Origin of the sequence: Rhizobium sp. WYCCWR 11152 (assembly GCF_013087615.1) — a bacterium.
In the GTDB taxonomy this organism is placed as follows: Bacteria; Pseudomonadota; Alphaproteobacteria; order Rhizobiales; family Rhizobiaceae; genus Rhizobium; species Rhizobium indicum.
Genome location: NZ_JABFCP010000020.1, coordinates 18,611 through 39,366, shown reverse-complemented (window position 1 = coordinate 39,366; position 20,756 = coordinate 18,611). Strand labels below are relative to the sequence as shown.

Annotated in this window: 23 protein-coding genes; 11 read left to right on the top strand and 12 right to left on the bottom strand. The window is 61.2% G+C overall.

Annotated elements, in window-relative coordinates; all coding sequences use genetic code 11:
• Positions 1-3: 3 nt before the first annotated feature.
• The 7 genes from G9X67_RS27670 to G9X67_RS27640 all read right to left on the bottom strand — a co-directional run bounded on the left by G9X67_RS27670 (position 4) and on the right by G9X67_RS27640 (position 6,213).
• Positions 4-582, bottom strand: coding sequence for a TRAP transporter small permease (locus G9X67_RS27670; RefSeq protein WP_138331716.1), 579 nt, complete (start codon positions 580-582; stop codon positions 4-6).
• Between the two features lie 148 nt (positions 583-730).
• Positions 731-1,708, bottom strand: coding sequence for a TRAP transporter substrate-binding protein (locus G9X67_RS27665; RefSeq protein WP_171600151.1), 978 nt, complete (start codon positions 1,706-1,708; stop codon positions 731-733).
• A 565-nt stretch (positions 1,709-2,273) separates the two neighbouring features.
• Positions 2,274-2,498, bottom strand: coding sequence for a sulfurtransferase TusA family protein (locus G9X67_RS27660; RefSeq protein WP_128404958.1), 225 nt, complete (start codon positions 2,496-2,498; stop codon positions 2,274-2,276).
• A 5-nt stretch (positions 2,499-2,503) separates the two neighbouring features.
• A complete protein-coding gene (locus G9X67_RS27655) occupies positions 2,504-3,751 on the bottom strand; it encodes a murein L,D-transpeptidase family protein (RefSeq protein WP_138331714.1) in 1,248 nt (415 codons plus the stop codon).
• A 310-nt stretch (positions 3,752-4,061) separates the two neighbouring features.
• A complete protein-coding gene (locus G9X67_RS27650) occupies positions 4,062-5,015 on the bottom strand; it encodes an acetyl-CoA carboxylase carboxyltransferase subunit alpha (protein WP_138331713.1) in 954 nt (317 codons plus the stop codon).
• Positions 5,016-5,077: 62 nt separating this feature from the next.
• Positions 5,078-6,031, bottom strand: coding sequence for a site-specific tyrosine recombinase XerD (xerD, locus tag G9X67_RS27645; RefSeq protein WP_171600150.1), 954 nt, complete (start codon positions 6,029-6,031; stop codon positions 5,078-5,080).
• 5 nt (positions 6,032-6,036) lie between these two features.
• Positions 6,037-6,213 (bottom strand): hypothetical protein, encoded by a 177-nt coding sequence (locus G9X67_RS27640; RefSeq protein WP_012759201.1) that lies wholly within the window; start codon positions 6,211-6,213, stop codon positions 6,037-6,039.
• 148 nt (positions 6,214-6,361) lie between these two features.
• On the opposite strand from G9X67_RS27640, the gene G9X67_RS27635 reads away from it, so the two are divergent.
• The 3 genes from G9X67_RS27635 to G9X67_RS27625 are packed head-to-tail and all read left to right on the top strand — an operon-like array spanning position 6,362 to position 9,389.
• A complete protein-coding gene (locus tag G9X67_RS27635) occupies positions 6,362-6,952 on the top strand; it encodes a shikimate kinase (RefSeq protein ID WP_003543361.1) in 591 nt (196 codons plus the stop codon).
• The gene (aroB, locus tag G9X67_RS27630) at positions 6,949-8,079 is read left to right on the top strand and encodes a 3-dehydroquinate synthase (protein WP_171600149.1); all 1,131 of its coding nucleotides are present in this window, start codon (positions 6,949-6,951) and stop codon (positions 8,077-8,079) included. The genes G9X67_RS27635 and aroB overlap by 4 nt, the downstream gene beginning before the upstream one ends.
• Positions 8,079-9,389: an HlyC/CorC family transporter gene (locus G9X67_RS27625; protein ID WP_138331710.1), complete on the top strand. Its 1,311-nt coding sequence runs from the start codon at positions 8,079-8,081 to the stop codon at positions 9,387-9,389. Before aroB ends, G9X67_RS27625 begins: the two co-directional genes overlap by 1 nt.
• A 47-nt stretch (positions 9,390-9,436) precedes the next feature.
• Here G9X67_RS27625 and G9X67_RS27620 read toward each other — a convergent pair whose 3' ends face one another.
• On the bottom strand, positions 9,437-9,721 hold the full coding sequence (locus G9X67_RS27620; RefSeq protein ID WP_171600148.1) for a BolA family transcriptional regulator: 285 nt from the start codon (positions 9,719-9,721) through the stop codon (positions 9,437-9,439).
• Positions 9,722-9,822: 101 nt separating this feature from the next.
• Here G9X67_RS27620 and G9X67_RS27615 point away from each other — a divergent pair, with 101 nt between their 5' ends.
• The 5 genes from G9X67_RS27615 (at position 9,823) to G9X67_RS27595 (ending at position 15,460) form a co-directional block, all read left to right on the top strand.
• A complete protein-coding gene (locus G9X67_RS27615; protein ID WP_011653732.1) occupies positions 9,823-10,440 on the top strand; it encodes a J domain-containing protein in 618 nt (205 codons plus the stop codon).
• Positions 10,441-10,751: 311 nt separating this feature from the next.
• Positions 10,752-11,744, top strand: a complete 993-nt coding sequence (gene cobS, locus G9X67_RS27610) for a cobaltochelatase subunit CobS (protein WP_011653731.1) — start codon at positions 10,752-10,754, stop codon at positions 11,742-11,744.
• 12 nt (positions 11,745-11,756) lie between these two features.
• Entirely contained in the window at positions 11,757-13,658 is a 1,902-nt protein-coding gene (gene cobT / locus G9X67_RS27605) for a cobaltochelatase subunit CobT (RefSeq protein ID WP_020051849.1), read from the top strand.
• 10 nt (positions 13,659-13,668) lie between these two features.
• Complete coding sequence (locus tag G9X67_RS27600; RefSeq protein WP_138331709.1) at positions 13,669-14,709, top strand: esterase-like activity of phytase family protein; 1,041 nt, start codon at positions 13,669-13,671, stop codon at positions 14,707-14,709.
• Positions 14,710-14,893: 184 nt separating this feature from the next.
• Positions 14,894-15,460 carry an AAA family ATPase gene (locus G9X67_RS27595; protein ID WP_171600147.1) on the top strand — a complete coding sequence of 189 codons (567 nt, stop codon included), beginning with the start codon at positions 14,894-14,896 and terminating at the stop codon, positions 15,458-15,460.
• 6 nt (positions 15,461-15,466) lie between these two features.
• On the opposite strand, the gene G9X67_RS27590 is transcribed toward G9X67_RS27595, so the two are convergent.
• Complete coding sequence (locus G9X67_RS27590; protein ID WP_138331707.1) at positions 15,467-16,102, bottom strand: VUT family protein; 636 nt, start codon at positions 16,100-16,102, stop codon at positions 15,467-15,469.
• Between the two features lie 112 nt (positions 16,103-16,214).
• Positions 16,215-16,511: a 50S ribosomal protein L28 gene (gene rpmB / locus G9X67_RS27585; RefSeq protein ID WP_003543341.1), complete on the bottom strand. Its 297-nt coding sequence runs from the start codon at positions 16,509-16,511 to the stop codon at positions 16,215-16,217.
• A gap of 243 nt (positions 16,512-16,754) precedes the next feature.
• Between rpmB and G9X67_RS27580 the strand changes: the two genes are divergently transcribed.
• Together G9X67_RS27580 and G9X67_RS27575 are read left to right on the top strand one after the other, a co-directional pair.
• Positions 16,755-17,537 carry a DUF3108 domain-containing protein gene (locus G9X67_RS27580; RefSeq protein ID WP_138331706.1) on the top strand — a complete coding sequence of 261 codons (783 nt, stop codon included), beginning with the start codon at positions 16,755-16,757 and terminating at the stop codon, positions 17,535-17,537.
• Between the two features lie 30 nt (positions 17,538-17,567).
• Positions 17,568-18,458, top strand: coding sequence for an EamA family transporter (locus tag G9X67_RS27575; RefSeq protein ID WP_138331705.1), 891 nt, complete (start codon positions 17,568-17,570; stop codon positions 18,456-18,458).
• A 116-nt stretch (positions 18,459-18,574) separates the two neighbouring features.
• On the opposite strand, the gene G9X67_RS27570 is transcribed toward G9X67_RS27575, so the two are convergent.
• Both G9X67_RS27570 and gloB read right to left on the bottom strand, forming a co-directional pair.
• Positions 18,575-18,997 carry a cupin domain-containing protein gene (locus tag G9X67_RS27570; protein ID WP_138331704.1) on the bottom strand — a complete coding sequence of 141 codons (423 nt, stop codon included), beginning with the start codon at positions 18,995-18,997 and terminating at the stop codon, positions 18,575-18,577.
• Positions 18,997-19,767, bottom strand: coding sequence for a hydroxyacylglutathione hydrolase (gloB, locus tag G9X67_RS27565; protein WP_138331703.1), 771 nt, complete (start codon positions 19,765-19,767; stop codon positions 18,997-18,999). Before gloB ends, G9X67_RS27570 begins: the two co-directional genes overlap by 1 nt.
• A gap of 53 nt (positions 19,768-19,820) precedes the next feature.
• Between gloB and G9X67_RS27560 the strand changes: the two genes are divergently transcribed.
• Entirely contained in the window at positions 19,821-20,612 is a 792-nt protein-coding gene (locus G9X67_RS27560; RefSeq protein WP_130727549.1) for a class I SAM-dependent methyltransferase, read from the top strand.
• Positions 20,613-20,756: the final 144 nt, after the last annotated feature.

Here is a 20,756-nt window from a genome sequence, read left to right as displayed (position 1 = left end):
GCGCTACACCTTCAATTTGACGTTCGGATCGGCATTGATGTTTTCGATCTCGACGGCGATTTCCGCCGGCAGAATCTCATCCAACGCATCGTCAATCGGTTCGCCGGCGAGGCGGAGCACGATGCGCTCCAGCGAGAAGACGACGGCAAGCACGCCGCCGCCTGCGAGCGGCAGATAGTCGAACGCGCCGGAAATACCCAGCGACGGCAAGGTTGTGTTCCAGGTCAGGCTTATGAGCGCGCCGCCGTACCAGACCATGCCGGCGCCAAAGGCGAGAATGACGACGTCCGAGATCATGCGCAGGACGCGCTTGCCGGATTTCGGCAGCACATAGAGCAGCACGTCGAAACCAAGATGATTATTCTCCCGGATGCCGACGGCGGCGCCGAGGAAGATGAACCAGCTCATCAGCATGACCGAGCCCGGCTCCGTCCAACTCGGCGAGTCGTTCAGCACATAGCGGCAAAATACCTGCCAGGCGACAAAGACCGTCATCAGCACCAAGCCGGTGCCCGCGAGCCAAAGGGCGGCGTTGCTCAGGCGTGTCAGAGAATTGACGACGGGTGTCAGGTTGTTCGACATAAGGGCCTCGTCGAAATTGGGCGCTCACTCTCCCTTGTCGGGAGGATCGAGAAAGATGTGCACGAAACGGCGGGTGAACCGGGGTGGCGATACCTGTCCACCCCGATAACCGACGCCGCTTTCCGCAAAAAAGGAAGGCAAGCTATGGCTATTGCACAGCCTTTACATCCTCGACCATCTTCTTCAGCACGTCGTCTTTCACGTGCTTTTCATAAACCGGGGCCATGGCGTCGATGAACCCCTGTTTGTCCGGCGTGCTGATCTGGGCGCCGAGCTTTTCGACATTGGCGCGCGATTCAGTGACCTTGGCTGACCACAGCTCGCGCTGCTTGGCGACGCTGTCCTTGGCTGCCTGTTTGAAGACCGCCTGATCGTCAGGCGTCAGCTTGTCGAACGCCGCCTTGTTCATGACGAACACCTCCGGCAGGATCGTATGCTCGTCGAGCGAGTAGTTCTTCGCTACTTCGGCGTGCTTGGCGGTGTCGTAGCTCGGGAAGTTGTTTTCCGCGCCGTCGATAACGCCCGTTTCGATCCCCGAGTAGACTTCTCCATAGGGCATCGGCGTGGCATTGGCGCCGAGGGCCGCCACCATGTCGACGAAGATATCGGACTGGATAACGCGGAACTTCAGACCTTTCATATCGGCAACCGAATTGATCGGCTTCGTTTTGTTGTAGAACGAGCGCGCGCCGGCATCGTAGAAGGCAAGCACCACGAGACCGGCCGGTTCGAACGCCTTCTTGATCTGGTCGCCGATGGCGCCGTCCATGACCTTGTGCATGTGCTCTTCCGAACGGAAGATATAGGGCAAAGCCGGAACGATCGATTCCTTCACCGTGCCGTTGAAGGGCGCCATTGACACGCGATTGAGCTCGATTACGCCGGAGCGCACCTGCTCGATCGTGTCTTTCTCCTCGCCGAGCTGGGCGGAATGATAGACTTCGAGGGAATAGCGGCCCTGCGTCCGCTCCTTCAAGAGCTCGCCGAAATATTTGACGCCCTCGACTGTCGGATAGCCGTCCGGATGCGTATCGGACGATTTCAGCACCGTTTGAGCGCTGGCCGCGCCACTCATGAATGAAGCGGCAACCATAAGACCGGCCGCCAGTTTAACGAAATTTTTCATGCTCTCCTCCCGTTTTGCATGACGATGAATTCTCAGAGTCGGTATCCCGGCTTTGCGACTTAGAGGAAGGTCCTCTGCACGCTTCGCCTCCTTCCAGCGATATTTCCACAATCGGGCACTGATGGTCCGGCACGAAAAGTTGCGCGAGTTGGAAGAGCCTCATCGAGACATACCGACATGGCTCAGCGGTGCCCATCGGGTTCGATGGAGCAGCTGCTGACCTCTACACGCGAACACTGTCGCTCTTCTTGTGGAAACAGAAGACTTGGATCAATAGCCTCCTCTATTCTTGCCGTTCCTCCGACCGGCTCACTATGGCTAGAACCTGTAAAGTATAATGTCAACATACAAAAGCTGTGTAGTTGTATGATGAATTTTCACCGCGCCTGGTCTCAGATCGGCAGCTGCGGAAGCGCGAGCAGGCAAGGTTGGAGATGCGGACGACGGCCTTATGGTGGAGGCGTACGCTTCGGCGAACTTTCGGATTTAATCGTCGCGTTTTAGGTTTTTGTTTTTACGCATCTCGTTGTCGCAAATACCGCTGCACAGTTTTGCGCGACGCGCTTTAGCGCTTGCGGATCAGGAAGCGGTGGCCGTTTTCGGTCTTTTCCGTCTCGACCAGTTCGTGGCCGTCCTCATTGCAGAAATGCGGCATATCGATCACGGCCAGCGGGTCGGTGGTGTCGACGCGAATGAGCGTGCCGCTCGCCATGGCGGCGAGCTTCTTGCGTGTCTTGATCACGGGCAATGGGCATTTCAGGCCGCGAAGATCGTAGAGAACGGGGTTCAAGCCGTTCAGTTCCTCGCCCAGAATTTCCAGAACGGCTTCTTTGCCGTGGCTTCCGCCGTTTCCTGCGGTTCGGGCGCCGCAAAGGCCAGCGGGTTCTGCATCGGCACCGGCACGACCGCAGGTGTCGCGGCAGCGACGGCCGTTGCCTGCGGCTGGGCAGAGATTGCCTGCGGCCCGGCAGGTGTTGCCGGCGTGGCGCCCGGCGCGCTCTTGGCGGCGAGGCCCTGCGCGGTGCGCTTGGCCATCATGTCTTCGAGTTCGGCGACCTTGACCATGCGGCCGGCTTCCAGCGAGGTGCCGGTCGGAGCGTAAGCAAGCTCGCGGCCCTTACGCTGCTTGGCGACCACGGCCTTGCGTTCGGCTTCGGTGGGATCGTACCAGGCCATGCCGTCAAATTTGCTCATCGCCTTGGCATAATCGGCATCGTAGGTCTTGCCGTAGGAGGCAAGGGCGGCCGTCAGCGCCGGCGGCGTCGACATTGCCGGGCATTTGCCGGCGGCATTGAAGGCGTTGCCGTCGGTTGCCTGCTGATTGAAGACGTATTTCTTCTCGCAGACATTCACCTCAGGCGGGCGCTTCGTCACTTCGAAATTGTCGTAGCCGACCTTCAGCATCTTCCAGAAGTCGTAATTGCCGTCGAGGCGATGCTTCACCATGTTTTCCGCCGTCATGCGGAAGGGGAAGGCCTGCAGCTGCACCGTCGCCTGGCCGCCCTTGAAGGCGTCGCGGGCAAAAGCGTAGATCTCCAGCACCTGCTGGTCGGTCATCGAATAGCAGCCGGAGGACGAGCAGGCGCCGTGGATCATCAGATCGGAACCGGTGCGGCCGTTCGCCGCGTCGTAGCGGTTCGGGAAGCCGGTGTTGATCGCCAGATAATATTTGGAATTGGGATTGAGGTTGGCGCGCGTCAGGTCGTAGAAACCTTCCGGCGCCTGCCGGTCGCCGGTCTTTACCTTCGGGCCGAGACGGCCGGACCAGGCGCAGATCTTGTAATCGGCGATCTTGTCGAAACGGTTGTCGGTTTTCGCCTTCCAGATCTCCATGGCACCTTCTTCCTTGAAGATGCGGATCATGATCGGCGAATTACGGTCCATGCCCTTGGCGGACATCTGAGCGAGGATATGGCTGGGAAGCGGCTGCTCGACCTTGTTCTTGACCTTGGAAAGATCGACCTGCGCGGTTTCCAACGCGTCATTGCAGCCGGACAGAGCCAGCGCCATGAGGGAGATATAGGCAAAATGACGTATGCGCATCCCAACTAGCCCATAAAGATAATGCGACCCGGTCCGCCCATGGAGTCCAGGCATCAAACGGAATCATAGACGGTTTATACTTTACAAGTCCTTACCAGCCTATGACGTGCCTGGAACATCCCCGCAAGCGCGAATGCTACAGATAACATCAATGTGGCCAAGATTTGGCCCCAATCGATGAGAAACCGAATGTTGCGCCCAGATCCGGATGTTTTAGGCCGGATCGGCCTAAAATCCGAATCCGGATCTAAATCAAAGAAATAGAGCATGATGTCATCCGAAAACCGCTCACACTTTTCGGCATCATGCTCTAGAGATTGCGTCCCATGGCGAGGAATTTCTGGCGGCGGTCGTTGCGCAGCTGCTCGCCCGAGCGGGGTGCCATTTCGGCCAGAGCACTGGCGATCACGTCACCGGTTGCGGCAATCACGCTGTCGGGATCGCGATGCGCGCCGCCGAGCGGCTCGGAAATGATGCCGTCGATAACGCCGAGCGACTTCAGGTCCTCGGCGGTGATCTTCATGTTGGTCGCCGCTTCCCGGGCGCGGGTGGAATCGCGCCAGAGGATGGAAGCTGCCCCTTCGGGCGAGATTACGCTGTAGATCGAATGCTCGAGCATATAGACCTTGTTGCCGGTGGCGATGGCGATGGCGCCGCCCGAGCCTCCTTCGCCGATGACGACGGAGACCAGTGGAACCTTGACGCCGAGACACATTTCCGTTGAGCGGGCGATCGCCTCGGCCTGGCCGCGCTCTTCGGCGCCGACGCCGGGATAGGCGCCTGCCGTATCCACCAGCGAAATCACCGGCAGGCCGAAACGATCGGCCATTTCAAGGATGCGGATCGCCTTTCGATAGCCTTCCGGACGGGGGCTGCCGAAATTGTGCTTGATGCGGCTCTTGGTGTCGTTGCCCTTTTCCTGGCCGATGACGGCGACGGGTTGGCCGCGGAAGCGGGCAAGGCCTGCCTGGATCGCGGCATCCTCGGAAAATTTGCGGTCGCCGGCGAGCGGTGTGAATTCCTGGAACAGGGTCTTGGCGTAATCGATGAAATGCGGGCGCTGCGGATGGCGGGCGACCTGCGTCTTCTGCCAGGGATTGAGCTTGGAATAGATTTCGACGATCGCCTCACGGACGCGAACCTCCAGCCGGCCGATCTCATCGGTGGTGTCGATGCTCTCGTCTTCCGTTGCGAGCTTCTTCAGCTCGATGATCTTGCCTTCGAGGTCGGAGATCGGCTTTTCGAAGTCGAGATAATTGTGCATGAGGTGCGTTTCCGTTCCTTGTGCCCGGGGCGTTTTCCTGGCTCCGCCCCATGTCGCCGGTCCTATTCGTGCTTTTTCGCCTGTTTGGCAAGGGGGTGATGCGTCTGGACAAGCTGCTGCAGCCTCTCTTCGAGGACATGTGTGTAGATCTGCGTGGTCGAAATGTCCGAATGGCCGAGGAGTTCCTGTACGACGCGCAGATCGGCGCCGTTGGCAAGCAGGTGGCTGGCAAAGGCGTGGCGCATGACATGCGGCGAGATCAGCGACGGCGTCAGGCCGGCGCGGATCGCCAGGTTCTTGAGGTCGCGGGCAAAAACCTGGCGCGGCAGGTATCCCTCCTTCGAGGCGGAGGGAAACAGCCACGGGCTTTCCTGCTGTTCCTTCACGGCTGCATTTTCGGCCGCCAGCAGGCGCCCGTAGGATTTCAGGGCTGATATTGCCGAATGCGACAGCGGCACCAGCCGCTCCTTGTTGCCCTTGCCACGGATCATCAGGAAACGGCCTTCCTGATCGAGCACGCGGGCGGGAAGCGAGACGAGTTCGCTGACCCGCATTCCGGTGGCATAGAGCAGCTCCAGCAACGCCAGCATGCGCAGGCGCTGCAACTGGCCCGGAGCCGGATCCTCGGCTTCGGCCTCGGCCTGCGAAAGCAGCCTGCCGACCTCGTCGACGCCCATCGTCTTCGGCAGCGGACGGCCCTTCTTCGGCGCGTCGAGAATGCCAGTGGGGTCGTCGGTCCTCAGGCCCTCGGCATAGAGGAACTTGTAGAACTGCCGCATGGCGGCAAGCCGGCGCGCCTGGGACGAGGGTTTGAAACCCTTTCGGGCGAGCGAGGAGAGATAGGCGGCGAGATCGGCGGAGGCAGCTTCGGTGAGCCGTATGCTGCGCTCCGTCAGGAAGGAGCGGACGTCGTCGAGATCGCGTTCATAGGATTGCAGCGTGTTGGCGGCAGCGCCGCGCTCGGCGCTCATCATCTCCAGGAAGGATTCCACATGGACGCGGCCGAGATCCACCATGCCGGTCACTTCCTGGTCGTGTCGATCGCGCCCGTCGCGGGCGGATTGACCCGCTCGGACGGAATGCGGATCGTCACGTCGCGCTGCTGCGGCTCCACGAAGGTCACAAGCGCCAGCATCGCTCCGTAGACCGTCCCGGCGAGGATCGCGCAGACGAACAGGAAACGGAACAGGGTCGGCATCCAGCAACTCCTTCATGCTCTGCTTCTGTTATAAGAAGCCTATCTGCAAGTGCAAGAAGCGGTATTCAAGCCATGATTCCCTAGTCCGCGACTTGACGCTCCATCTGCATTTGTCGATACCGTTTGCAAACAAAGTGTGAATGGACCGATGAGTGAACAACTGCTGACCGTTGCTGAAAGCTTGAAAGACAGAGCTCGCGCCGCGCTCGGTTCACGCAATCTCATCCTTGTCGGCCTGATGGGCGCCGGCAAATCCTCTGTCGGGCGCATCGTCGCCAGCCAGCTCGCCATTCCCTTCATCGACAGCGATCTCGAGATCGAGCGGGTGTCGCGCATGACGATCGCCGAGCTTTTCGCCGCCTATGGCGAGCAGGAGTTCCGGGCGTTGGAAGCGCGGGTGATCAAGCGGCTGCTGAAGAGCGGGCCGCGTGTCGTCTCCACCGGAGGCGGCGCCTTCATCAACGACCGGACGCGCAAGCATATCAAGAAGGGCGGTCTTTCCGTCTGGCTGAAGGCCGATCTCGACGTGCTCTGGGACCGGGTCGCCAAGCGCGACACACGGCCGCTGCTCAAGACCGAAAATCCGAAGCAGACGCTCGAGGGCCTGATGAATGCGCGTTATCCGATCTATGCGCAGGCCGATCTGACCGTGCTTTCGCGCGACGTCCGCAAGGAAATCATGGCCGACGAAGTCTTAAAGGCCTTGATCGAAGCTCAGAAAGAAAGTGCAGCGTCATGAATGCGATAACCTCCGCCTCCGCCATCCGAACGGTGCATGTGCCGCTCGGCGAGCGCGCCTACGACATCCTGATCGGGCCGGGGCTGATTACGCGGGCCGGTGCCGAGATCGCCTCTCGCCTCAAGGGCCGCAAGGCGGCTGTTGTCACCGATGAAAATGTCGCGCCGCTCTATCTCAAAGCCCTGGTCGCAAGTCTGGATGAAGCAGGTATCGCCTCGGCTGAGGTCGTCCTGCCGGCCGGCGAGAAGACCAAGAGCTTCGAACATCTGATGACGGCCTGCGACAAGGTGCTGGAGGCGCGCGTCGAGCGCAATGATTACGTCATCGCGCTCGGTGGCGGGGTCATCGGCGATCTTTCGGGATTTGCGGCCGGCATCGTCCGTCGCGGCGTGCGCTTGGTGCAGGTACCGACCTCGCTGCTGTCTCAGGTCGATTCCTCGGTCGGCGGCAAGACCGGCATCAATTCCCGCCACGGCAAGAATCTGATCGGCGTCTTCCATCAGCCGGACCTGGTTCTGGCCGATACGGATGTGCTGAATTCGCTGAGCGAGCGCGAATTCCGCGCAGGTTACGCCGAGGTCGCGAAATACGGGTTGATCGACAAGCCGGATTTCTTTGCCTGGCTGGAAGCGAATTGGAAAGCGGTTTTTACCGGCGGCTCCGCGCGCATCGAGGCGATTGCCGCAAGCTGCCAGGCAAAGGCCGATGTCGTCGTTGCCGACGAGCGTGAGAATGGTCAGCGAGCGCTGCTCAATCTCGGCCATACCTTCGGCCACGCGCTGGAAGCGGCGACCGCCTATGACAGTTCTCGCCTCGTGCATGGCGAGGGCGTTTCGATCGGCATGGTGCTGGCGCACGAATTCTCCGCACGGATGAACCTTGCAAGCCCGGACGATGCGCGGCGCGTCGAGCGGCATCTGAAGGAGGTCGGCCTGCCGACCCGCATGTCCGACATTCCAGGCGACCTGCCGCCGGCCGAAACGCTGATGGACGCGATCGCCCAGGACAAGAAGGTCAAGAGCGGCAAGCTTACCTTCATCCTGACACGCGGCATCGGCCAGTCCTTCGTCGCCGACGATGTTCCGGCGTCCGAAGTGATCAGCTTTCTCCGGGAAAAACACGCCTGATGTCGGTCGAAGGCGCTCTGGCATTTCTTTCGACATATTGGCCGGAGATCCTTTCGATCACGGCGCTCGTGCTCATGTCCGCCTTCTTTTCCGGCTCCGAGACCGCGTTGACCGCCGTTTCGCGCAGCCGTATCCATACGCTCGAGGTCAATGGCGACGAACGCGCCGGCCTCGTCCGGCAGTTGATCGAGCGGCGCGACCGGCTGATCGGCGCGCTGCTCATCGGCAACAATCTCGCCAATATCCTGTCCTCCTCGATCGCCACCAGCCTCTTCCTCGGGCTGTTCGGCAGTTCCGGCGTGGCGCTGGCGACGCTTGCGATGACCGTCATTCTGGTCATCTTCGCGGAAGTGCTGCCGAAGAGCTGGGCGATTTCGGCGCCTGAGCGCTTCGCACTCGCCATCGCGCTGCCGGCCAAGCTCTTCGTCGCCGTCGTCGGCCCGGTTTCCTCCTTCGTCAATGCGATCGTCCGGCAGATTCTTTCGCTGTTCGGCATCAATCTCTCACGCGAGACATCGATGCTGACGGCGCATGAGGAGCTGCGCGGCGCCGTCGATCTGCTGCACCGCGAGGGATCGGTGGTGAAGGCCGACCGTGACCGCCTCGGCGGCATACTCGATCTTAGCGAGCTCGAACTCTCCGACATCATGGTCCACCGCACCGCGATGCGGGCGATCAACGCCGACGATGCGCCGGAAGCGGTGGTGCGCGTCATCCTCGAAAGCCCCTATACGCGTATGCCGTTGTGGCGCGGCACGATCGACAACATCATCGGCGTCGTCCACGCCAAGGATCTGCTGCGGGCGCTCGCCGAGCCGAACATGGAGCCGCAGAACCTCGATATCGTGAAGATCGCGCAGAAGCCGTGGTTCGTGCCCGACAGCACCAACCTCGAGGACCAGCTCAACGCTTTCCTGCGCCGCAAGCAGCATTTCGCCGTCGTCGTCGATGAATATGGCGAGGTGCAGGGCATCGTCACGCTGGAGGATATTCTCGAGGAAATCGTCGGCGACATCTCCGACGAGCACGATATCGAAATACAGGGTGTGCGCCAGGAGGCCGACGGTTCCGTCGTCGTTGATGGCGGCGTGCCGATCCGCGACCTGAACCGCGCGCTCGACTGGAACCTGCCGGACGAGGAGGCGACGACGATCGCCGGACTCGTCATCCACGAATCGATGACCATCCCGGAAGAGCGCCAGGCCTTCACCTTCTACGGCAAGCGTTTCGTCGTCATGAAGCGGGAGAAGAACCGCATCACCAAGCTGCGCATCCGCCCGGCCGGGGAAGACGGCGCAAAGCCAGGCTGATTCTGCTTGGATCTTAGACGGCGAATGCCCATATGGGTTGCGTGCCGCTACCAGCGGGTCGGTTCATCAGGTGCAGCCGGTTCGACGGCCAGCGCATGCAGGCCGGCATCGAGCTCCGGTTTCAACAGGTCGGTGATGGCCCGGTGGCGCGCCAGCCGCGACATGCCGGCGAATTTTCCGGAAACGATCCTCACCCGCATATGGGTTTCGCCGGTGCCCGTGATATCGGGCTGGTGGCCGGCATGCAGATGGCTTTCGTCGATGACGCTCAGGCGGTCGGGCGCGAAGGCTTCGACAAGTTTTTCTTCGATGCGGGTTCGCAGGGTCATCATCCGGTCTTGCTGTTCGCGAAAAGGGTTCCTACCAAGCCAGCAACATTCCCGTTTGTCAATTCTTGTTGTCGCTTCGCGACAGCCCCATAATTAGCGCCGTCATGAGACTTGATTCCAAATATTTCGATCGCATCCGAACACGCCGCAAACGCGAGCCAGAGACAGAGCAGGCGCCGCCTACCTGTCAGTGGGACGGCTGCGACAAAAAGGGGGCGCATCGCGCTCCCGTCGGCCGCAATGCGGAAGGCCAGTTCTTTTTGTTCTGTTTCGAGCACGTCAAGGAATACAACAAGGGCTACAATTATTTCTCCGGTCTTTCGGACGGCGAGATCGCGCGTTACCAGAAAGAGGCGATCACCGGTCACCGGCCGACATGGACGGTCGGCGTCAACAAGGCGGCGAAGGACAGTCCGCTGCATTCGGAGATCCGCTCCGGCGCCTATACCCGCGTTCGCGATCCCTTCGGCTTCGTCAAGGAAGGCGGCAAGGGCAGCGGGCCGCGTTTTCCGCAGGCACGCAAGCTGAAATCGCTCGAAACCAAGGCCTTCGAAACGATGGGCCTCGACGCCAATGCGACATCGGCGGAGATCAAGAGCCGCTACAAGGAACTGGTGAAGAAACACCATCCGGATGCCAATGGCGGCGACCGCGGCTCGGAGGAGCGTTTCCGCGCCGTCATCCAGGCCTATCAATTGTTGAAGCAGAACGGTTTTTGTTAATTCCCGTCCTTGCTCTTGGGCTTCAATCGGGTATGGTCCAAATCGGCTGAGGCCGCAGGCAAACGCGGCTCATATTTGTGCGTTTTCCCGACATCGCCTCCGCCGACCTTCCGGACGCGGCGTTTCTTGTCCGGGACTCTTTCAAGAATGCTCGCACGCGGTCATTATCCCGCCGAGGTTTCGTTTCAGTCCCGGAGAAGCATCGCCGACGTTCCGACCTGGACGGGCGCGGAATAAAAAAACGCGGCGTCACGGTTGCGACATGGCCTGAGACAGTATGGCCGGGTGGCATCACCCGCCTTGGAGACATGATGAGCAAGATCGACCTTGATATTTCCGAACTGCCCGATACCACCGTTTCGGTTCGCGAGGCCTTCGGCATCGATTCCGACATCCGCGTTCCCGCCTACAGCAAGGGCGACGCCTATGTGCCGGACCTCGATACCGACTACCTGTTCGACCGCGACACGACGCTCGCCATTCTCGCAGGCTTCGCCCATAACCGCCGCGTGATGATCTCCGGCTACCACGGCACGGGCAAGTCCTCGCATATCGAGCAGGTGGCGGCGCGGCTCAACTGGCCCTGCGTGCGCATCAACCTCGACAGCCATGTCAGCCGTATCGATCTCGTCGGCAAGGATGCGATCGTCGTCAAGGACGGGCTGCAGGTCACCGAATTCAAGGACGGCATCCTGCCCTGGGCCTATCAGCACAATGTTGCGCTCGTCTTCGACGAATATGATGCCGGCCGTCCCGATGTGATGTTCGTAATCCAGCGCGTGCTCGAATCCTCCGGTCGCCTGACGCTGCTCGACCAGAGCCGCGTCATTCGGCCGCACCCGGCATTCCGTCTGTTTGCGACCGCAAATACGATCGGCCTCGGCGACACGACCGGCCTCTATCATGGTACGCAGCAGATCAACCAGGCGCAGATGGACCGCTGGTCGATCGTCACCACGCTGAACTATCTGCCGCATGATCATGAAGTGAATATCGTCGCCGCCAAGGTGAAGAGCTTCGGCAAGGACAAGGGCGGCCGCGAGACCGTGTCGAAGATGGTGCGCGTCGCCGACCTGACGCGCGCTGCCTTCATGAACGGTGATCTCTCGACCGTCATGAGCCCGCGCACGGTCATCACTTGGGCCGAAAATGCCGAGATCTTCGGCGATCTCGCCTTCGCCTTCCGCGTCACATTCCTCAACAAGTGCGACGAGCTGGAGCGTCCGCTGGTCGCCGAGCACTATCAGCGGGCCTTCGGCGTCGAGCTGAAGGAAAGTGCCGCCAATATCGTTCTCGGAGCTTGAGACCGACCGATCATGGCAGCTCGCGGTGACAATTCGAAAGCAAAGCCCGGCGCGCCTGTCGACGTCGAGCCATTGCGCCGGGCGATAACCGGCTGCGTGCGCTCGATCGCCGGCGACGGCGACGTCGAGGTGACCTTCGCCAATGAACGGCCGGGGATGACCGGCGAGCGCATTCGGCTGCCGGAACTTTCCAAGCGGCCGACGGCGCATGAGCTGGCGGTCACCCGCGGTCTCGGCGATTCGATGGCGCTGCGGCTCGCCTGCCATGACGAGAAGGTGCATGCGACGATGGCGCCGCAGGGCTCGGATGCCCGGGCGATCTTCGATGTGGTCGAGCAAGCGCGTGTCGAATCGATCGGCGCGCTGCGCATGGAGGGCATGGCGTCGAACCTGCGCTCCATGACGGATGAGAAATATTCCAAGGCGAATTTTACCGGCATCGAGCGCCAGGAAGACGCACCGGTCGGCGAAGCGGTTGCGATGATGGTGCGCGAGAAGCTGACCGGCCAGCGCCCGCCGGCCTCCGCCGGCAAGGTGCTCGACCTTTGGCGTGACTTTATCGAGGACAAGGCAGGGTCCGAACTCGACAATCTGTCGAGCGCGATCAACGACCAGCAGGCCTTCGCCAAGGTCATCCGCAACATGCTGTCGGCCATGGAAATGGCCGAGGAGTACGGCGACGACGACAGCGACGCCGACAATGACGACCAGTCGGAGCAGGAAGACCAGCCGAGCGGCGATGAGCAGGACCAGGACGAGGTCGACGAGGATGCCGGCACCGATGCCGCCCCCGTCGAGGACAGTGAAGTCGCCGACGAGCAGATGGAGGACGGCGAGACCGAAGGCGCCGAAATCTCCGACGACGACATGATGGAAGAGGGTGAGGACGATTCGGAAACGCCGGGCGAGACCCGCCGGCCGAATACGCCTTTTGCCGATTTCAACGAGAAGGTCGATTATCACGTCTTTACCGAAGAGTTTGACGAGATCATCACCGCCGAGGAACTTTGCGACGCCGCCGAGCTGGAGCGCCTGCGCGCCTTCCTCGACAAGCAGTTGGCGCATCTCCAAGGCGCCGTCGGCCGTCTCGCCAACCGGCTGCAGCGCCGCCTGATGGCGCAGCAGAACCGCTCCTGGGATTTCGACCTGGAAGAGGGTTATCTCGATCCGGCCCGGCTGCAGCGCATCATCATCGATCCGATGCAGGCGCTCTCCTTCAAGATGGAGCGCGACACCCAGTTCCGCGATACCGTCGTTACCCTGCTCATCGACAATTCCGGCTCGATGCGCGGTCGGCCGATCACGGTTGCCGCCACCTGCGCCGACATTCTCGCCCGCACGCTGGAGCGCTGCGGCGTCAAGGTCGAGATCCTGGGCTTTACGACCAAGGCCTGGAAGGGCGGGCAGGCGCGTGAAAACTGGCTTGCCGGCGGCAAGCCGCAGACGCCAGGCCGTCTCAACGACCTGCGTCATATCATCTACAAATCGGCCGACGCGCCGTGGCGGCGCGCGCGCGCCAATCTTGGGCTGATGATGCGCGAGGGCCTGCTCAAGGAAAATATCGACGGCGAGGCGCTGATCTGGGCGCATAATCGCCTGCTCGCGCGCCGCGAGCAGCGCCGCATCCTGATGATGATCTCGGACGGGGCGCCGGTGGACGATTCGACGCTGTCGGTGAATCCGGGCAATTATCTGGAGCGGCACCTGCGCGCCGTCATCGAACAGATCGAGACGCGCTCGCCTGTCGAACTGCTGGCGATCGGCATCGGCCACGACGTGACGCGCTACTATCGCCGCGCCGTGACGATCGTCGATGCCGACGAGCTTGCCGGTGCGATGACCGAGCAGCTTGCCTCACTGTTCGAGGACCAATCCGTCCAGCCGCGCGGCGGCCGGATACGCCGTGCCGGCTGACGTCGGAAGAATGACTGTCAAGCGCCTCTGCCGTGCGGCGTCGATCGTTCTCTGCGTCGCGGCCGGCGCTTCCTCGTCATGGGCGGCCGGCGACGACGTGCCGGTCATTAGCCGGCAAATCTCCGATTACAGGATCGGCTCTTCGGAGACGCAATTCGGTTCGCTGGAATTTCTCGGCGGGCTGGAAATGGTCTCCAGCCGAGCGCTATTCGGCTCGCTCTCCTCCATCCGTTTCCGGCCGGACCAAAAACATTTCGTCGTTGTGCTCGACACCGGCCAGTGGCTGACCGGCAGCATCGAGCGCGACGTCAAGGGCAGGCTTTCCGGCCTTTCGGATGTCGAGATCACGCCGATGAAGAACAGCGCCGGGCGCAGCTTCGAGGGCAAGGGACATATGGATGCCGAAGGCCTGGCGCTCGACGGCGACCGGATCCTGGTCTCCTTCGAGCAGGCTCATCGCGTCGATGTCTATCCCGATCCCGGCTTTGCCGGCTCGGGAGTGATCGCCACCCTGCCGATCCTCATCCCGCGAAAGATGCTGGACGACAACCGCGGCATCGAAACCATCGCCGTGGCGCCGGCATCCAGCCCACTCAAGGGCGGCGTGGTCATCGTCTCCGAACGCGGTCTCGACAGTGACGGCAATCGGCTGGCGGCCATTCTCAGCGGACCGCTGAAAGGCCGTTTCTCGGTTAAGCGAGACGGCAGCTTCGACATCACCGACGGTGCCTTCCTGCCGAACGGCGACCTGCTGCTGCTGGAGCGCCGCTTCAACATGGCCGAAGGCATCGGCATGCGTCTTCGGCGCATCAAGGGCGCCGACATCAGGCCCGGCGCCGTCGTCGACGGCGACTTGCTGCTGGAAGGCAATTTCAACTCGCAGATCGACAATATGGAAGGGCTCGATGCTTTCCAGGCCGCCGACGGCACGACCCATATCATTCTAGTGTCGGACGACAATCATTCGATCCTGCAGCGCAATCTGATGCTGGAATTTCGGCTTTCGGAAGAGGCCGCGTGGTCAGCGCCGAGTTCCCGGAAGCGGAATTGATCCTAGCCATCGGCCCGAAAATCGGAATCGATTTTCGGAAAGCACGATGCGTAGATTCAAAATGTTAGAGCGTCCTTTGTGCGTCCGAAAGGACGTAGACGTCAGACTGATGTCATATGCCTCGGCTATCCCGCCGCAATCGGTCGGCTTGCGACATCGGGAAAGCAGCCTCGGAGGGAAGTTCGTGGTGCATATTCATGTCATGGGCGCGTCCGGTTCAGGCACGACATCACTCGGCCGTGCGCTTGCCGAGAAGCTCGATATCGCCCATCTCGACACCGACGATTTCTTCTGGTTACCGACTGATCCGCCCTTCGCGACGCCGAGGGATGCCGACGAGCGCATCGGGCTGCTCCTCGATGAGGTGGCGCGGCATGACGGCTGGGTCCTCTCCGGATCGGCGCTGAAATGGGGAAGGCCGCTCGAGCCGCTTTACGATCTGATCGTGTCCCTCAGGATCGACTCGGAGCTTAGAATGGCGCGCATCCTTGCGCGGGAGATTGCCCGATACGGCAATAGAATCAGGCCGGGCGGCGACATGGCCGTAAAAAGCGGGGAATTCCTGGAATGGGCGGCCAGCTACGATACGGCCGGCCCCGAACGCCGCAGCCTTGTGGCACATGAGCAATGGCTGGAAACACAGACAGCGCCGGTGCTGCGGCTCGATTCATCGCTAGGTATCGACGATCTGACGGCAGAGGTGCTGCTGCATCCGGCCCTCGCCGCCGACGCGGTCCGGCGGCGTCCGTAACTTCAGCTAGCTGGCGCGAGCAGCCTGCATCGGCCGCAGCACATTCATCAGTGCGCCATAAGGCAGCAGCATGACGAGGCCGACGATCATCTTCACGGCGAAATCGCCGATCGCCCAGGAAATCCAGCGCGGAGCCTCCGCGGCGAAGACGCCGAGGATGGGGGCTGCTTCCAGCGCAAAGGGATCGTTCGGGCCGAGGAAGACGAAAACGGCGGCGAAGGACAACGAGAAGAACATTACCGTATCGAGCGCCGAGCCGATCAGCGAACCGACCAGTGGCGCGCGCCACCAGGCTTGGCGGCGGAGGCGGTTGAAGACGGCGATATCGAGCAGCTGGCCGGCGAGATAGGCCGAGCCGGAGGCGATGGCGATACGCGGCACTGAGGTGAAGAAGGAGAGCGTCACGCCGACGACGAAGCCGGCAAACACGACCTTGCGGGCTGCCTGCGGGCCGAACTGACGATTGGTCAGATCGGTGATCAGGAAGGCGATCGGATAGGAGAAAGCGCCCCAGGTCAGGATGTCGGCAAGGTTGATGCCGGCGACTTCGGCGTTCAGCGGAAACTGGACGAGGAAGTTGGAGGCGACGACGACGAGTGTCATCAGCGCGACATAGGCGATGGTATAGCGGGTCTTCAGCATTTTTTTATCCTGGGTGATGCCACCAGTTGGAGGAGCAAACCGGCAAAGCAAAAGGCTTGTCCGGTATTATCCGTTCAAGCCTTTTGAAGCCGTATAAAAGAAGGGCAGAAGCTTACGCAGCAGCGGCTTCAGCAGTCTTCTTGGCGATCTGACGGCGCAGCAGGCGAGCGCGCATCGACAGTTCGTTTTCGCTGGCCTTCAGCAGGAAGGCATCGAGGCCGCCACGATGCTCGACGGTGCGAAGAGCGGCAGCCGAAACGCGAAGACGATAACGCTGGTTGAGAGCGTCGGAAATCAGCGTTACCTGGCACAGGTTCGGCAGGAACCGGCGCTTGGTCTTGTTGTTGGCATGGCTGACATTGTTACCAGTCAGGACGGCCTTGCCGGTCAATTCGCACACGCGGGACATGGAACACCTATTCTTGTTTTTCTCGGGCCATCGAATTGCCATTCCCGGCAAAGCCAGGCGCGCAATCCAACGGGCATGATTGGAAAGTTGCGGTTCTATAGTCAGACAGGCTGCTCGCGTCAAGCCAAACCTTGGCCTTTCCCGCAATTCTGTCAAAAAGCTGCTGTTTTCTTCCCTTCGCGGCAGGAGTATAGAGCGCTCAGCAAGGGCCTGCCAGCGCGCAGCAAGACAAGGCTTTTTTCCATGGCTCATTCGGGCAGACGGATTTTCATTTCGGCCATCGCCGCACTTCTTGCCATACCGGCATCGGCGGCCGAAATCCAGCATCGGACGGAATACCGGGTGGCGCTCGCCGGCCTGCCGATCGCGCGCGCCGCGTTCCTGACGCAGATCGAGGACGATCACAGCTACAAGATCGCCGGCGACATCAATTCTGCCGGTCTTGCCGATCTCGTCACGTCGATTTCGGCCAAGACCAGCGTCACCGGCGTAGTTCGCAATGACAGATTGCAGGCGCAAAAATACTCTCTCTACTACAAGAGCGGCAAGCGGAAGGCCCGCTTCTACGAGGTCAGCTACCGCAACGGCAACATCATCTCGGCGACGACGACACCGATGCCGAAGCGTCCGAAGAACTGGATCGACGTCACGCCGCGCGACATGCGCTCGGTGCTCGACCCGATCTCCGGCCTGGTCTTCACCGGCGACACCAAGGTCTGCTCGCAGACGCTGCCGATCTTCGATGGCGAGACACGCATGGATCTGGTGCTGTCGCCGAAGGGCGACGAGGATTTTTCCACCAATGGTTTCAAGGGCAAGGCGACCGTCTGCAGCGTGCGCTTCGTACCGCGCTCGGGCTACAAGAAGGGCCGCAAGGACATCGACTATCTCAGCAAGAGTAACCGGATGGAAATCTGGTTTGCCAAGTCGGACGCGGCAAATGTATACGCTCCTGTCTATGTGCGCATTCCAACCGAATATGGAATGGTGACGATCACTGCCGTCAAATACGGCAGCAACAGCTGACGGGGCTTCTGCCTCCGTGAAGGGGGACAGGTGAAGCTTCGCGCGACGTTGATCGGTTTTACGGCCATTCTGATGTGGTCGTTCCTGGCGTTGTTCACGGCCGCCTCCGGCAAGATGCCGCCGTTCCAGCTTTCGGCCGTCTGCTTTGCGATCGGCAGCCTTCCCGGCCTTGTGGTGCTTATCCTCAATCCCGCGCGGCTGGCGCTGCTGAAGCAGCCGGCCAAGGTCTGGATAACAGGCATTGCGGGGCTGTTCGGTTATCATTTTCTCTATTTTACCGCGCTCCGGAACGCGCCGGCGGTGGAGGCGGGGCTGGTCGCCTATCTTTGGCCGCTGCTGATCGTCGTCGGTTCGGCGCTGCTGCCGGGCGAACGGCTGCGCTGGTATCATGTGGCGGGTGCGCTTGCCGGACTTTGCGGTACCTTCCTGATCGTTGGCCGCAACGGCGTCGATTTCGACGGCGCCTATGCCGTCGGTTACGGTGCCGCCTTTCTCTGCGCCTTCACATGGTCCGGTTATTCGCTGCTAACGCGGCGTTTCGACGCCGTCTCCACGGATGTCGTCACCGGCTTCTGCCTTGCGACCTCCATGCTGTCGCTCTTCTGCCATCTCGGCCTTGAGACGACCGTCTGGCCGGAAACGATTTTCGAATGGGTCGCCGTCGCCGGGCTCGGGCTCTTTCCGGTCGGTGCTGCCTTCTACGCGTGGGATTACGGCGTCAAGAACGGCGATATCCAGATTCTCGGCGCGGCAAGTTATGCAGCACCTCTGCTTTCGACGCTCATTCTGGTGCTGTTTGGATTTGCCGAGCCGAGCTGGCGCATTGCTCTCGCTTGCCTGCTCGTCACCGGCGGGGCGGTGCTCGCCGCTCAGGACATGTTTCGCCGCAAAGTTCCGGCGCAGCCTGCGGCTGCAGCATAGGCCTTAGAACAGGATGACTTTAGGCCCGGTCGGCCTAAAATCTGAATCCTGTTCTAAATTAGATAGTTGGAGCATGATGTCGCCCGAAAACCGCTCACACTTTTCGGCATCATGCTCTAGCCGCCTGGCTTCCAACCGGGTGGAGCCATCTCGAAGCTCGAGAATTCGAAGCCGGGTGAGACGGTGCAGCCGACCAGGGTGAAATCGCCGAGGGTTTCGGCCGATTGCCACCAATTGGCGGGAATGATTGCTTGCGGCCGCTCGCCGGCAGGAAGATTCGTTCCGAGCGTCAGGGTCTCGCTTGCCGTTCCGTCTTCCGACCGATGCAGCGAGAGCGGCGCGCCGGCGTAATAATGCCAGACCTCGGCCGCATCATGGACACGATGCCAGTGCGAACGTTGCCCCCTGGTCAGCAGATAATAGATCGCCGTCGAATGGCCGCGTTCTCCGCCCGCCGTATCGCGGAACGTCTGCACGTACCAGCCACCTTCGGGATGCGGCTGCATGCCGAGTTCGCTGATGATGTCCTCAGGCGACATCAGAAATGGTCCTTGCGCTTGCGGATCTCTGCAAAGACTTCCTCGTTGGTCTTACCTTCCATCAGCAGATTGCGGCGGATCGCCGGATCGGCGGCGCGCAGAAACGGGTTGGTTTCCTTTTCCAGCCCCAGCGTCGTCGGGATGGTGAATTTGCCGTCGGCGCGCAAGGCCTCGATCTCGGCGGCGCGGTTCTTCAGTCGCTCATTGTCGGGATCGACGGTCAGCGCGAAGCGGGCATTGGACAATGTGTATTCATGGCCGAAATAGATGGCGGTCTCATCGGGCAGCACGGCGAGTTTCTGCAGGGAATGCCACATATCGGCGGCCGGGCGTTCGAACAGCCGGCCGCAGCCGAGCGCAAACAGCGTGTCGGCGGCAAACAGCAGCTTGTCATCGGCAAAGTAATAGCAGATGTGGCCGGCGGTGTGGCCGGGCGTCTCGATGACGTTGACCGTGTGATCGCCGAAAAGGAAGCTGTCGCCATCGGCCATCGTCCGATCGAGGCCGGGAATGGCAATGGCCTCGTTGATCGGGCCGATGATCTCACAGCCGAACTGTTCCTTCAGTGCCAGGTTGGCAGTGACATGGTCGGTGTGATGATGCGTGGTGAAGATATGGGTGATTTTCCAGCCGCGACGTGTCGCCGCTTCCAGAATCGGCGCCTCCTCCGGCGCATCGATCGCCGCGGTAAAGCCTGTCTCCGGATCATGCACGAGAACGCCGAAATTGTCGGTGCGGCAGAGAAAAACGTCTAATTCCAAAGGTTTCATCGTTCAATAATCCCTTATCCCAGGAGTCTCGCGGAAATGTAGAGGTTCCGGCCTTGAAGTCCAACCGCCCGCTGATAACATTTGTCGCAATGCACGCCGATATCGTCGACTTACGCCAGTTCTATCATTCCGAGCTCGGACGTCTTGCCGAGCAGTCGATCGCCATGGCGCTGTCCTCGCTCTGGGTGCGGCTGCCGCAGGAGCGTCTGGTCGGTCTCGGTTATGCCGTGCCCTTCCTCGATCGCTTCCAGGCCGATACCGAACGCACCTTCGCCTTCATGCCGGCCGGGCAGGGCGCGGTGAACTGGCCGATGGGCTCGCTCTCGACGACGGCGCTGGTTTTCGACGAGGAATTGCCGCTGCCGGATTCCTCGATCGACCGGGTGCTGATGGTGCATTCGCTGGAATTTGCCGAAAGCCCGCGCGAGACGCTGAAGGAGCTCTGGCGGGTGCTGGCGCCGGGCGGACGGCTGGTCATCGTCGTGCCGAACCGGCGCGGCGTCTGGGCACGCATGGAGCATACGCCCTTCGGTTCGGGCCGGCCCTATTCCCGCGGTCAGCTGACAAATCTGCTGCGCGAGACGAATTTCACGCCGGGCGCGACGGCTGAAGCGCTGTTCTTCCCGCCTTCGAAGCTCAGAACCATCCTGCGCCTGCGGCGCGCCTTCGAGCGGATCGGCCGAACGCTTTGGCCGGCCTTCTCGGGCGTCATCATCGTCGAAGCGCAGAAGCGGCTCTATCAGGGGCTGCCGGTTGCTGCGCGGGCCTCCCGCCGCGTCTTCGTGCCGGTTCTCGCACCTCATGGCGTGCCGACCACACGCACGACAGCGCCGCGCGTCTTTTAAGACGCGCAAAGGACGCTGTAGCACTTTGAATGCTGCATAATTTTATCCTTAAATCGATTCCGATTTAAGGAATTATGCGGGAGCTGACGTCGCTCCCGGCGGTGTCCAACTGCTTGTGTCACGCCCATAGCTCTCGACAACAAT

Excerpts from the sequence above, each read along its gene's own strand:
- G9X67_RS27670 (WP_138331716.1), bottom strand. The coding sequence starts at position 582 with ATGTCGAACAACCTGACACCCGTCGTCAATTCTCTGACACGCCTGAGC.
- G9X67_RS27665 (WP_171600151.1), bottom strand. The coding sequence starts at position 1,708 with ATGAAAAATTTCGTTAAACTGGCGGCCGGTCTTATGGTTGCCGCTTCA.
- G9X67_RS27655 (WP_138331714.1), bottom strand. The coding sequence starts at position 3,751 with ATGCGCATACGTCATTTTGCCTATATCTCCCTCATGGCGCTGGCTCTG.
- G9X67_RS27650 (WP_138331713.1), bottom strand. The coding sequence starts at position 5,015 with ATGCACAATTATCTCGACTTCGAAAAGCCGATCTCCGACCTCGAAGGC.
- xerD (WP_171600150.1), bottom strand. The coding sequence starts at position 6,031 with ATGGTGGATCTCGGCCGCGTCCATGTGGAATCCTTCCTGGAGATGATG.
- G9X67_RS27640 (WP_012759201.1), bottom strand. The coding sequence starts at position 6,213 with ATGCCGACCCTGTTCCGTTTCCTGTTCGTCTGCGCGATCCTCGCCGGG.
- G9X67_RS27635 (WP_003543361.1), top strand. The coding sequence starts at position 6,362 with ATGAGTGAACAACTGCTGACCGTTGCTGAAAGCTTGAAAGACAGAGCT.
- aroB (WP_171600149.1), top strand. The coding sequence starts at position 6,949 with ATGAATGCGATAACCTCCGCCTCCGCCATCCGAACGGTGCATGTGCCG.
- G9X67_RS27625 (WP_138331710.1), top strand. The coding sequence starts at position 8,079 with ATGTCGGTCGAAGGCGCTCTGGCATTTCTTTCGACATATTGGCCGGAG.
- G9X67_RS27620 (WP_171600148.1), bottom strand. The coding sequence starts at position 9,721 with ATGATGACCCTGCGAACCCGCATCGAAGAAAAACTTGTCGAAGCCTTC.
- G9X67_RS27615 (WP_011653732.1), top strand. The coding sequence starts at position 9,823 with ATGAGACTTGATTCCAAATATTTCGATCGCATCCGAACACGCCGCAAA.
- cobS (WP_011653731.1), top strand. The coding sequence starts at position 10,752 with ATGAGCAAGATCGACCTTGATATTTCCGAACTGCCCGATACCACCGTT.
- cobT (WP_020051849.1), top strand. The coding sequence starts at position 11,757 with ATGGCAGCTCGCGGTGACAATTCGAAAGCAAAGCCCGGCGCGCCTGTC.
- G9X67_RS27600 (WP_138331709.1), top strand. The coding sequence starts at position 13,669 with ATGACTGTCAAGCGCCTCTGCCGTGCGGCGTCGATCGTTCTCTGCGTC.
- G9X67_RS27590 (WP_138331707.1), bottom strand. The coding sequence starts at position 16,102 with ATGCTGAAGACCCGCTATACCATCGCCTATGTCGCGCTGATGACACTC.
- rpmB (WP_003543341.1), bottom strand. The coding sequence starts at position 16,511 with ATGTCCCGCGTGTGCGAATTGACCGGCAAGGCCGTCCTGACTGGTAAC.
- G9X67_RS27580 (WP_138331706.1), top strand. The coding sequence starts at position 16,755 with ATGGCTCATTCGGGCAGACGGATTTTCATTTCGGCCATCGCCGCACTT.
- G9X67_RS27570 (WP_138331704.1), bottom strand. The coding sequence starts at position 18,997 with ATGTCGCCTGAGGACATCATCAGCGAACTCGGCATGCAGCCGCATCCC.
- gloB (WP_138331703.1), bottom strand. The coding sequence starts at position 19,767 with ATGAAACCTTTGGAATTAGACGTTTTTCTCTGCCGCACCGACAATTTC.